Genomic DNA, 12388 nt, shown 5'->3' on the forward strand with positions numbered 1-12388 from the left:
TATAATCGCCCTTTCACCACAAAGGACTAGCGTCGAACGCCATCCTTCACCCGTTCAGAGTATTGATGAAGATCGGCGACGCTATATGGTCGCGCTGCCGTGTCAAACCGTCGAAACCGCCCGAATTTTGTCATTCGTGGGACGACTCTACGCGACAAAAACTCTATAAAAAGCTAGGACTAATCTGGGAAGATCCATGGGAGGGGTCATGGAACGACGACTGAGCGCTATTCTCGCTGCGGATGTCGTTGGCTACAGCCGACTGATGGGCATTGATGAGGCAGGCACGCTGCAGGCGCTGAACCGCCACCGCTGCGAACTGGTCGACATTCGTATTTCGGACTATAAGGGCCGCATCGTCAAACTCACCGGCGACGGCATCCTTGCCGAATTCCAGAGCGTGGTGAACGCGGTGGCCTGCGCCGCCGAAATCCAGCGCAGCATGGCGGCCCGCAACGAGAACGTGCCCAGGGACGAGCGCGTCGAATTCCGTATCGGCATCAATCTCGGCGACGTCGTGGTCGAGAACGGCGATATCTTCGGAGATGGCGTCAATCTTGCCGCCCGGCTTGAGCGTATCGCGCCCCCGGGCGGGATCGCCGTGTCGGCCTCGGTGCGCGATCAGGTCGGCGCGCGCCTCAATCTCGGCTTCGACTTCATCGGCGAACATGTGCTCAAAAACATCCGGCAGCCGGTTCAGGTCTATACCGTCACCCTGGCGCCGCCCTCCTCGGCGAAATTGGTGGCGCAAAACCGCAATACCTGCTTCATCGCGGTGCTGCCCTTCACCAATATGAGCGGCGATGCCGACCAGGACTATTTCTCCGACGGCATCACTGAAGACATCATCACCGATCTCTCCAAGATCTCCAGCCTGCACGTCGTGCCGCGCAATACCATCTTCACCTACAAGGGCATATCGGTGAAGGTGAAGCGGCTAGCCCAGGAACTTGGCGTGCGCTACGTGCTCGAGGGAAGTGTGCGTATCTTCGGCAATCGCGTGCGCATTTCCGGCCAGCTGATCGACACCGCCAATGGCGATCACCTCTGGGCCGAGCGTTATGACCGCGACCTGACCGACATCTTTGCCATCCAGGACGAGATCACCCATGCGATCGTCGGCCAGTTGAAGGTGCGTCTGCTGCCGGAGGAGAAGAAGGCGATCGCCAATGAGCCGACCGCCAATGTCGAGGCCTATACCTATTATCTCCGCGGCCGCCAGCTCTCCCACACCTGGACCAAATCCTATCTCCAGCTCGCAAGGCGGATGTTCTGCAAGGCGGTCGAACTCGATCCGGATTATGCCCGCGCCTATGCCGGCATCGCCGATTGCGACGCGGCGATCCGCGATTGGGCACCCGACGACGTGCCGCTGAGGCGCATCCTCGAGATGAGCGCCCGCGCGCTGGCACTTGATCCCGACCTTCCCGAAGCCCACGCCTCTCATGGTCTGGCCCTGCATCAGAGCGGCTACGATGACAGGGCGGCGGCGGCTTTCGAACGTGCTCTGGCGCTCGACCCCAACCTGTTCGAGGCGAATTTCCATTATGCCCGATTCTTCTTCATGCACGGCAACTTTGCCGAATCCGTTCAATACTTCACCCGCGCCGCCGCGATCCGTCCCGACGACTACGTCTCGCCGATCCACCTGATGTCTGCCTACCGCTCGCTCGGCCGTGTGTTGGATACCGAAAACTGGGCCCGTCTCGGCCTGCTGCGCGCCGAGCGCGCGCTCAACCTCAATCCGGAAAATTCCGGCCCGGCTCATCGTGGCGCGCTGGCGCTTGCCCATATGGGCGATGTGACGAGGGCGCGCGACTGGGCCGCCCGCGCCATCGCCATCGATCCCGACGACATCGTCGCGCAGTATAATCTCGCCTGCGTCTATTCCGTCCTCGGCGACGTCGGCCAGGCGATCGATCTTCTTGAGAGGCTGCTGCCGCACAGCTCCGTGTACCATATCAAATGGTTCAACAATGATTCCGATCTCGACAACATCCGCGACGATCCACGCTTCCAGAGGCTGCTGGCCGCCGCAATGATGCAGCGCGAACGGATCGAAAGGACCGGGAGCTGAAATCGGCTTTCCCACGGCCGTTCACCAATCTTCAAAATCGCTGTGACAACCTCTCGTCGCCCCTGTAACTTCCGTTGAAAATAGGGGGACATCCGTGCGCATCCTGCTCACCGAAGACAATATCGCGCTGGCCGACGGCCTGTCGGCGATCTTGCGCGGCACAGGCCATGCCGTCGATGTCGTCCATGATGGGGCATCCGCCAATGCGGTCATCGCCGCGGAAAATTTCGATCTTGTCATTCTCGACCTCAACCTGCCCGAGATGGACGGGCTCGACGTGCTGCGCGCCATGCGCGCCCGGCAGAACCAGGCAGCCGTCCTCATCCTGACCGCGCGCGGCACGCCGGAAGAACGGGTGAAGGGCCTCGATCTCGGCGCCGACGATTATCTGATCAAACCCTTCGACATATCAGAATTCGAGGCCCGCGTGCGCGTGCTGCTGCGCCGTCAGGCCGGGCTGCGCTCGGCGACCGTCAGTTTTGGCGGCATCTCTTTCGATCTCAATTCCCGCGCCTTCTCGGCAGGCGCCACGCCGCTTGATATTCCCGCCCGCGAGCTCGGGCTGCTCGAAATTCTTTTCATGCGGGCCGGCAAGGTCGTCGCCAAGGAGGCGATTATCCAGTCGCTGACCGCCTTCGACGACGACATTTCTTCAAATGCCATCGAGCAATATGTCAGCCGCCTGAGGAAGCGCCTCTCGCCGCACGGCCTGACGGTCAAGACTGCCCGCGGCATCGGCTATTATCTCGACAAGCTCCCCGAGGTCTCATGAAAGCCGCCTATTCCCTCAGGCGCCGGCTGCTCTTCTGGCTGCTCGTCTCCACAGCCGTCATCGGCACGCTGGCGCTTGCCGATACTTATCGGGAGGCTGTGCAGACCTCGAACATCGTCTCCGACCGGGTGCTCGCCGGCTCGGCGCTGGCGATCGCCGAACGTGTCGTCGTTGCCGAGGACGGCACGCTGCAGGTCGATATCCCCTATGTCGCGCTTGAAATGCTGACCTCGGCCGCGCAGGATCGCGTCTTTTACCGCGTCGACGGTCCGCCGGGCAAATTCATCACCGGCTACCAGTCGCTGCCGGTCCTGAACAAGACGCCCGCCAATGCCGCCGCCTTCGCCGACGACACCTTTCGCGGCGAGCCGATCCGTGTCGCCACACTCGAACGCTCCGCCTCGACCGGCATCCGCTCCGTGCCCTTCGTGGTCACGGTCGCCGAAACCACGATCGCCCGCCGACAGCTGGCGCAAGCGATTCTCGTCCGCTCGGCACTGCGCCTCGCCTTCATGATCGCGGGTGCCGCCGTCATCGTCTGGATCTCGGTCACCGTGGCGCTGCGCCCGCTCTACAAACTCGGCGATGCCATCGGCGAACGCAGCCCCGATGACCTGCACCCGATCGAGCAGACCGTGCCGAGCGAGGTCGAGCCGCTGGTCGATACGGTGAACAGCTTCATGGTCCGCCTGCAATCGGCGCTCGATGCGCTGCGCCATTTCACCGGCAATGCCAGCCACCAGCTGCGCACGCCGCTGGCGATCATCCGCACCCAGCTTGCCCTTTCCGCCCGCGCCGGCTCGCTTGAGGAGGCGCAGGCGGCAGCGCTGAAGGGCGATCAGGCCGTGGCGCATGCCGAGCGCATCCTTGCCCAGCTTCTGCTGATGGCAAAGATCGACGCCGCCACTGCCAAGGAGGCGCTGACCGCTGCCGCCATCGATCTTGCCGCCATCGCCCAGGACATTACCGGCGAGCAGATCCCGACGGCGGCCAGCGCCGGCATCGATCTCGGTTTCGAGGGCGAGAGCCCGGCGATGATCCGCGCCGAGCCGCTGCTGATCGGCGAAATGCTGCGCAACCTTGCCGGAAATGCCATCGCCTATGCCGGGAAAGGGGCGGAGGTCACCGTCCGCGTCATCGCGTCAGCGGAGACGATCCGCCTTGAAGTCGAGGACAACGGCCCCGGCATTCCCCGCAATAAACTGGAGGCAGTGCGCGGGCGTTTTTCGCGCGGCAATCAGACAGGGGCGCAAGGCACCGGCCTCGGTCTGCCGATCGTCGAAGAAATCGCCAATCTTTTCAACGCCGACCTGACGCTTGAGCCAGGCCGGGACGGCAAGGGCCTGAAGGCGGCCATCACCTTCGCCAAGGCGGCGTAAAAGCCTTTGGCCCTCCTTGCTTTCTTTCGCTGCATTGCACACACTGATGTCGGGAACAGCAAGCCGCACGACGATGCGCGCCGGATAAAAAGAGCAATATGTCGATCAAAGCCAGCATCTATCATCTGACGCATTACACCTATGACAAGCCGGTCCGCCTCGGCCCCCAGATCATCCGGCTGAAACCTGCCTCGCATTCGAAGACAAGAGTGCTCAGTCACTCGCTGAAGGTCACGCCTTCAAATCACTTCGTCAACCTGCAGCAGGACCCTTACGGCAATTACCTCGCCCGCTACGTCTTCCCGGACCCGGTGACCGAATTCAAGATCGAGGTCGATCTCGTCGCCGACATGACGGTCTACAATCCCTTCGACTTCTTCGTCGAGGAGGAGGCGACCAAGTGGCCCTTCGGCTATCCGGAAACGATCCAGGAGGATCTGTCGATCTATATGACGCCGGAACCGGCCGGCCCACGGCTGAAGGCGCTGCTGCCGACGCTCGACTGGTCGCCCGGCCAGGCGACGGTCGATATGGTCGTCGGGTTGAATGCCCGTCTGCAGCGGCAGATCGGCTATGTCATCCGCATGGAAACCGGCGTGCAGACGCCGGAGGAGACGCTCGAAAGCGCCAAGGGCTCGTGCCGCGACACCAGCTGGCTGCTCGTCCAGATCCTTCGCCATCTCGGCCTTGCCGCCCGCTTCGTCTCCGGATACCTCATCCAGCTGACGCCGGATCTGAAAGCGCTCGACGGCCCCTCCGGCACCGAAGTCGATTTCACCGACCTGCATGCCTGGGCGGAGGTCTATCTGCCCGGCGCCGGCTGGGTCGGCCTCGACCCCACTTCCGGCCTCTTGACCGGCGAAAGCCATATCCCGCTGGCCGCCACGCCGCATTACCGCAACGCCGCCCCGATCTCCGGCGGTTACTTCGGCGAAGCCGAAACCGAATTCGCCTTCGACATGAAGGTCTCGCGGGTCGCCGAGCACCCGCGCATCACCAAGCCCTTCTCCGATGAAAGCTGGGAGGAGCTCAACGAACTCGGCGAGAGGGTCGACCGCATCCTCGAGGCCGAGGACGTGCATCTGACGATGGGCGGCGAGCCGACCTTCGTTTCGATCGACGACTTCCAGTCCGAGGAGTGGAACACCGCCGCCGTCGGCCCGACCAAGCGTGAAAAGGCCGACAGCCTGATCCGCCGGCTGCAGGAACGCTTCGCCCCCGGCGGCTTCCTGCATTACGGCCAGGGCAAGTGGTATCCGGGCGAAAGCCTGCCGCGCTGGACCTTCTCGCTCTACTGGCGCCGCGACGGCAAGCCGGTCTGGCAGAACCTCGATCTGGTCGCCGTCGAAGGCAAGGATACCGGCGTCACTTCAGAGGATGCCGAAAAGCTCTTGACGGCGATCGCGAAAGAACTGGCGATCAAGCCCGCCATGGTGCAGCCGGCCTTTGAGGATCCGGCCGACTGGATCATCAAGGAGGGCAATCTCCCCGACAATGTCGATCCGGCAAATTCGAAATTGAAGGATCCCGAGGAACGCAACCGCATCGCCCGCGTCTTCGATCGTGGCCTGACCGTCCCCACAGGCTACATCCTTCCGGTCCAGGCATGGAACGCCAGGGCCGCTGAAAGCCGGGTCTGGGTCAGCGAGAAATGGCGCACCCGCCGCGGCAAAATCTTCCTCGTTCCCGGCGACAGCCCGATCGGTTACCGCCTGCCGCTCGGCACCCTGCCCTATGTTCCCCCGGCGCGTTATCCCTATATCCACCCCGCCGATCCGACGATCCCGCGCGAACCGCTGCCCGATGTCTTCATACCGGCCGGCCGCGCCATGCCGGAAGCCTCCTTCCACGCCGGCGAGAGCAATCGCAGCCGGATCGAACAGACGCTCGGTGAGATCGGCGGCGCCGTGCGCACCGCCATGTCGGTCGAGCCGCGCGACGGCAGGCTCTGCGTCTTCATGCCGCCGGTCGAGCGCATCGAGGACTATCTCGAGCTGATCGCAGCTGCGGAAAACGCCGCCGCCGAGCTGAAGCTTCCCGTCCATATCGAAGGTTATCCGCCGCCGCAGGACGAGCGCATCAACGTCATCCGCGTCGCCCCGGATCCCGGCGTCATCGAGGTCAACATTCATCCTGCCTCGAACTGGAAGGAATGCGTCGACATCACCACGGCGGTCTATGAAGAGGCGCGCGCCACCCGGCTCGGCGCCGACAAGTTCATGATCGACGGCCGTCATACCGGCACCGGCGGCGGCAACCATGTCGTCGTCGGCAGCGCCAATCCGAACAACAGCCCCTTCCTGCGCCGTCCCGATCTCCTGAAGAGCGTCGTCCTTCACTGGCAGCGCCACCCCTCGCTCTCCTACCTCTTCTCCGGCATGTTCATCGGTCCGACCAGCCAGGCGCCGCGCATCGACGAGGCCCGCCATGACAGCCTTTACGAGCTGGAGATCGCCATGGCGCAGATCGCGGCTCCCGGCCGCGGCCAGCCGCCGCTGCCCTGGCTGGTCGACCGGCTGTTCCGCAACCTTTTGACCGATGTCACCGGCAACACGCACCGCGCCGAGATCTGCATCGACAAGCTGTTTTCGCCCGACGGCCCGACCGGCAGGCTCGGCCTCATCGAGTTCCGCGGCTTCGAGATGCCGCCCAACGCGCGCATGTCGCTTGCCCAGCAATTGCTGGTGCGCGCGCTGATCGCCCGTTTCTGGGTCAACCCCGTCGACGGCAAGTTCGTCCGCTGGGGCACGACCCTGCACGACCGTTTCATGCTGCCGCATTTCGTCTGGGCCGATTTCCTCGACGTGCTTGCCGACCTTCGCCAAAACGGCTTCGACGTCAGCCCGGAATGGTTCAAGGCCCAGCTCGAATTCCGCTTCCCCTTCTGCGGCGAAGTCGAATACGAGGGCTCGAAACTGGAACTGCGCCAGGCACTGGAGCCTTGGCACGTCATGGGCGAAGAGGGCGCGCCGGGCGGCACCGTCCGCTACGTCGACAGTTCCGTCGAGCGCCTTCAAGTGCGGCTCGAAACAAGCAATGCGGCGCGCTACACCGTCACCTGCAATGGCCGCACCCTGCCGCTGACGCCGACCGGCACATCAGGCGTGTCGGTGGCCGGCGTCCGTTACAAGGCTTGGCAGCCGGCCTCCGGCCTGCATCCTGTGCTGCCGATCAACACGCCTTTGACTTTTGACATTTATGATACATGGTCGAAGCGTTCGATCGGCGGCTGCATCTATCATGTTGCCCATCCGGGCGGCCGGACCTATGACACCTTCCCGGTCAACGGCAACGAGGCGGAAGCAAGGCGGCTCGCCCGCTTCGAGCCGTGGGGACATACGGCGGGCGGCTATATTCCGCGCGCCGAGACGGGTTCGCTGGAATTCCCGCTGACGCTGGATCTGCGGCGGCCTGCTGGAATTTGAGGCCGGGGGTGAGGGATAGCTCGGGTTTTGATGGGTAAGAGGCCGGCAGTAGAGCGCAGGGAAGAGACCGTAGACCGCACCGGCAAACGTGCGGCCTTCGACTATGCGCCGCTTCCCGACACCGCCGACGAGATGGTTGACAACAAGGGCAGGGTTCGCCCGGTCTGGCAGCATTTCCTCTCGCATCTGAGCGCGATGCCGGAAAAGGATCTTGCCGAGCGTTTCGCCCGCGCCGACCGCTACCTCCGGGATGCCGGCGTCTTCTACCGTGCCTATGGCAGCAAGGGCACCGGCGAACGCGCCTGGCCGATCTCGCATATCCCGGTGCTGATCGACGAACGCGAATGGCAGACGCTGTCGGCCGGCCTCGTCCAGCGCGCCGACCTGCTGGAGGCGATCGTCGCCGATATCTACGGCGACAACCGGCTGGTGGAAGAAGGTGTGCTGCCGCCGGCGCTGATGGCCGCCAATCCCGAATTCCAGCGCCCGCTCGCCGGCATCCGGCCGGCCTCCGGCCATTATCTGCATTTCTGCGCCTTCGAGATCGGCCGCGGGCCCGACGGCAACTGGTGGGTGCTGGCCGACAGGACGCAGGCGCCGTCGGGCGCCGGTTTCGCGCTGGAAAGCCGCGTTGCCACGACCCGGGCCTTCTCGGATATCTATGCCGAAACCCCGGTCCACCGCCTCGCCTCCTTCTTCGGCGGCTTCCGCGATGCGCTGCAGGGCATGAAACATTCGGGCGACGACCGCATCGCCGTGCTGACCCCGGGCCCGGCCAACGAGACCTATTACGAGCACGCCTATATCGCGCGCTATCTCGGTTTCATGCTGCTTGAGGGCGAGGATCTGACGGTCGTCAAGGGCCGCGTCATGGTGCGCACCGTCGCCGGCCTGAAGCCGATCGGCGTGCTCTGGCGCCGTCTCGATTCGGCCTTTGCCGATCCGTTGGAACTGAACCAGAATTCGCATATCGGCACACCCGGCCTCGTCGAGGCGCTGCGCGCCGAAAGCGTGACCATCGTCAATGCGCTCGGCACCGGCGTTCTCGAGACCCGGGCGCTTCTGGCCTTCATGCCGACCATCTGTCGCCGTCTGCTGGGGCAGGATCTGCAGCTGCCTTCGATCGCCACCTGGTGGTGCGGCCAGGAGGAGGAACGCGAGCACGTCGCCAGGAATATCGAGAAGATGGTGATCGGCCCGGCCTATTCCCGCGCCCCCTTCTTCGACGACGACGGCGAATCCGTGCTCGGCTCGTCGCTGCGGGCGACCGCCAAGGATTCCATCACCGACTGGCTGAGTTCGGACGGCCCGAAACTTGTGGGACAGGAGGTCGTGACGCTGTCGACGACGCCCGCCTGGGTGGACGGCAAGCTGGTGCCGCGGCCGATGTCGCTGCGCGTCTTTGCCGCCCGCACGGCGAACGGCTGGCAGATCATGCCCGGCGGTTTTGCCCGCATCGGCTCCGGCGCCGATGTCGCGGCGATCGCCATGCAGTCGGGCGGCGCGGCCGCCGACGTCTGGATCGTCAGCGACAAGCCGGTCGAGCGCCACACGCTGCTGCCGGCCGAGGGCAGCTTCACCCGCAACATGCCGGGCAGCCTGCCGAGCCGGGCGGCCGACAATCTGTTCTGGCTCGGCCGCTACATCGAGCGTGCCGAAGGGGCGCTGCGCATCCTGCGCGCCTGGCATGCGCGTTACGCCGAAGCCGCCGATCCGAGCCAGCCACTGCTCGCCGACGTCTCCGCCTACCTCGCCGCCGTCGATATCGATACTGCCGAACCCGTGCCGGAAACGCTGTTGCGCAACATCGACAGCGCCGTGTATTCGGCGAGCAACATCCGCGACCGCTTCTCGCCGGACGGTTGGCTGGCGCTCAACGATCTCGCCAAGACCGCCCGCCGCTTTCACGTCACCGTCGCTGCCGGCGACGACGCCAGCCACGCGATGACGATCCTGCTGCGCAAGCTCGCCGGTTTTGCCGGCCTGGTGCACGAAAACATGTACCGTTTCATGGGCTGGCGCTTCCTCTCGCTCGGCCGCTATATCGAGCGCGGCCTGCACATGACGCGGCTGCTCGGCCACATGTCCGGCCCGGAAGCGCCCGACGGCGCGCTCGACATGCTGCTGGAGATCGGCGACAGCGTCATGACCCACCGCCGCCGCTACAACGTCAACACGGCGCGGCTGACCGTCACCGACCTGCTGGCGCTCGATCCCCTCAATCCGCGCTCGGTGCTCTTCCAGGTGAACGAAATCCACCACGAGGTCGAGCAACTGCCGAACGCCCTGATCAACGGCCAGATGTCGCCCTTCTACCGCGAGGCGATGCGGCTCCACTCGGGCCTGGCGGTCATGACGCCGGAGGGCATGGGTGCCGAAGTCTATCAGCGGCTCGAACGTGAATTGGAGCAGCTTTCCGATCTGCTCGCCCAGACCTATCTCGGGTGACGGCGATGCTTTACGATCTTTCGCTGCGCATGGGTTACAGCTACGACGTGCCGGCCTCCGGCGCCCGCCACATCATGCGCCTGATGCCGCTATCGCTGACCAACCGGCAACGGCTGGTCGCCGGCTCGATCACCATCTCGCCGACGCCGGACGAACAGTCGCATTTCGTCGATTTCTTCGATCATCCCGCCACCGCTTTCATGCTGCGCGCGCCGCACGAGACGCTCGACATCCGCATGCAGGCCCGCGTCCAGGTGGAAAGCCAGCCGATCGCCGCCGATTTCTCGCCGCTGCTGGCCGACCTGCCGGAGGAAATAGCCGGCATCTGGTCTCTGGCGCCGGATTCGCCGCACCACTTCCTCGGCGACAGCCCGCGCCTGACCCAGACGCGCGAGATCGCCGACTATGCGCGAAGCTGCGCCATGCCTGATCTGACGGCGATGCAGATCGCCTATGCGCTCTGTGCCCGCATCCACAAGGATTTCAGCTACGACGCCGACGCGACGACGGTGGACACGACGCCGATCGAGGCATTCAGGCTGAAGCGCGGCGTCTGCCAGGATTTCACCCACATTATGATCCTGGCGCTCCGCAGCCTCGGCATTCCGGCGGGTTACGTCTCGGGTTTCCTGCGCACCATCCCGCCGCCCGGCAAGGAACGCTTGGAAGGGGCGGATGCCATGCATGCCTGGGTCAGGATCTGGTGCGGCGAGACCATCGGCTGGATCGAACTCGATCCGACCAACGACATCTCAGCCGGCACTGACCACATCGTCGTCGCCTACGGCCGGGATTATTCCGACGTCGTCCCCGTCATCGGCGTGTTGAAAAGCTATGGCGGCCAACGCGCCGTCCAGGCGGTCGACGTAATCCCGCTGAAATAATCCCAAAACTGGAAAAATCTGCCGATTCGTTAGAATTGAATGGACGCCGTAAGGACGACGTAAAGAAGTAGCGACGCCTAATGTAACCCACAGGGTCCATTTCGGGTGAACATGATGAGCACCTTCTCTTTGTACCCCTGCCTGCGTCGCATGTTGAGCGATCGAGGCGGGAATTTCGGTATCATGACGGCTATCCTGCTGCCCGTTCTTGTCGGAGCTGCCGGCATGGCGATCGACTATTCGAATATGGCGCTGTCGAAGCGCGAGTTGCAGGAAGCCACGGACTCGGCGGCTATCGCCGCAGCGACTGCGCTCGCCAATGAGAAGACCGACGAGGCCGGCGCGAAAAGCCTTGCGAAGGATTTTGTCGCCGGACAGATGGCACAGGTTCTTGCGAAGAACTCCATTCAAGGCTCGATCAAGGATAAAACGAACGTCAACGTCACGACCACGGCAAATGGTACAAAGAGCAAGATCTTCAAGGTCGATGTCAACACCTCCTTCGACCTCCCGCTCAGTCCCCTGATGCGCGTCTTCGGTAAGGCGACGCAGACCATCAGCGCGACAAGTAGCGGCGAGAACGGCCAGACCGATACACAAGGCGCACTCTCGATGTATCTGGTCCTCGATCGCTCCGGTTCGATGTCTTTCATAACCGATCAGAAGAAAACGAAGCCGTCGAAATGTGACAACTACACACAAGACAGTTGGCCGGATCCGGACAAAGATTTGAAGTCCTACTGCTATATCCGCAAGATAGAGGCGTTACAGACAGCGGCTGCTGGGCTTTTCACCGAACTTAACAAAGCCGATCCAACGAGCGAACTCGTGCGTGTCGGCGCTGTCTCCTATACGGACAAACAACAAGCGGCCAAAGCGATCAATTGGGGCACTGCGGACGCCGCGAGCTACGTCTCGGCTCTCCCCTATTTGCCGACCGGCGGCACAGATGCGAGTGATGCGCTTGATACGGCCTACAAGGCTCTGAAGTCCTCGACCGAGGGCACCGATACGGAGACCCAGAAGCACAAATCCAAGAATCACAACAGTTTCCAACGATATATTATCCTGATGACCGACGGTGAAATGACGGGCAACGGTAGTTCGTGGAATAGTTCACTTGACAAGGAAGTCCGCGATCTCTGCACTGTGGTAAAAAGCGATGGCATTACCATCTTTACCATTGCCTTCATGGCTCCGCAGAGGGGCAAGGATTTGCTCCAGGCCTGCGCAAGCAGTACCGCGAACTATTATGCTCCCGACAACATGGCCAAGCTGGTCGAAGATTTCGGCGACATCGCCGCAAAGGCTACAAGCTCGATCACCCGTCTGACGAACTAAGTCACGAAGTCGGTGGGGGTCGATACAAAGCCGCGCCGGAACAAACCCGCGCGGCTTTTCGT

The 12388-nt window shown here is 63.3% G+C and carries 7 protein-coding genes; all 7 read left to right on the forward strand.

Annotated elements, in window-relative coordinates; all coding sequences use genetic code 11:
* Positions 1-208: 208 nt before the first annotated feature.
* The 7 genes from AMK05_RS19330 (at position 209) to AMK05_RS19360 (ending at position 12326) form a co-directional block, all read left to right on the forward strand.
* Positions 209-2077, forward strand: a complete 1869-nt coding sequence (locus AMK05_RS19330; protein ID WP_064840716.1) for an adenylate/guanylate cyclase domain-containing protein — start codon at positions 209-211, stop codon at positions 2075-2077.
* A gap of 94 nt (positions 2078-2171) precedes the next feature.
* On the forward strand, positions 2172-2849 hold the full coding sequence (locus AMK05_RS19335) for a response regulator (protein WP_064840717.1): 678 nt from the start codon (positions 2172-2174) through the stop codon (positions 2847-2849).
* Positions 2846-4228 (forward strand): sensor histidine kinase, encoded by a 1383-nt coding sequence (locus AMK05_RS19340; protein ID WP_064840718.1) that lies wholly within the window; start codon positions 2846-2848, stop codon positions 4226-4228. The genes AMK05_RS19335 and AMK05_RS19340 overlap by 4 nt, the downstream gene beginning before the upstream one ends.
* 98 nt (positions 4229-4326) lie before the next feature.
* Entirely contained in the window at positions 4327-7653 is a 3327-nt protein-coding gene (locus AMK05_RS19345; protein WP_064840719.1) for a transglutaminase family protein, read from the forward strand.
* A 30-nt stretch (positions 7654-7683) separates the two neighbouring features.
* On the forward strand, positions 7684-10101 hold the full coding sequence (locus AMK05_RS19350) for a circularly permuted type 2 ATP-grasp protein (protein WP_064840720.1): 2418 nt from the start codon (positions 7684-7686) through the stop codon (positions 10099-10101).
* 5 nt (positions 10102-10106) lie between these two features.
* On the forward strand, positions 10107-10985 hold the full coding sequence (locus AMK05_RS19355; RefSeq protein WP_064841450.1) for a transglutaminase family protein: 879 nt from the start codon (positions 10107-10109) through the stop codon (positions 10983-10985).
* A gap of 183 nt (positions 10986-11168) precedes the next feature.
* Positions 11169-12326 (forward strand): VWA domain-containing protein, encoded by a 1158-nt coding sequence (locus AMK05_RS19360; protein WP_442966242.1) that lies wholly within the window; start codon positions 11169-11171, stop codon positions 12324-12326.
* Positions 12327-12388: the final 62 nt, after the last annotated feature.

It is taken from the genome of Rhizobium sp. N324 (assembly GCF_001664485.1).
Classification (GTDB): domain Bacteria; phylum Pseudomonadota; class Alphaproteobacteria; order Rhizobiales; family Rhizobiaceae; genus Rhizobium.

Bases quoted from the DNA above. Each gene is read 5' to 3' on its own strand.
- AMK05_RS19330 (WP_064840716.1), top strand. From the start codon at position 209: ATGGAACGACGACTGAGCGCTATTCTCGCTGCGGATGTCGTTGGCTAC.
- AMK05_RS19340 (WP_064840718.1), top strand. From the start codon at position 2,846: ATGAAAGCCGCCTATTCCCTCAGGCGCCGGCTGCTCTTCTGGCTGCTC.
- AMK05_RS19345 (WP_064840719.1), top strand. From the start codon at position 4,327: ATGTCGATCAAAGCCAGCATCTATCATCTGACGCATTACACCTATGAC.
- AMK05_RS19350 (WP_064840720.1), top strand. From the start codon at position 7,684: ATGGGTAAGAGGCCGGCAGTAGAGCGCAGGGAAGAGACCGTAGACCGC.
- AMK05_RS19355 (WP_064841450.1), top strand. From the start codon at position 10,107: ATGCTTTACGATCTTTCGCTGCGCATGGGTTACAGCTACGACGTGCCG.
- AMK05_RS19360 (WP_442966242.1), top strand. From the start codon at position 11,169: ATGACGGCTATCCTGCTGCCCGTTCTTGTCGGAGCTGCCGGCATGGCG.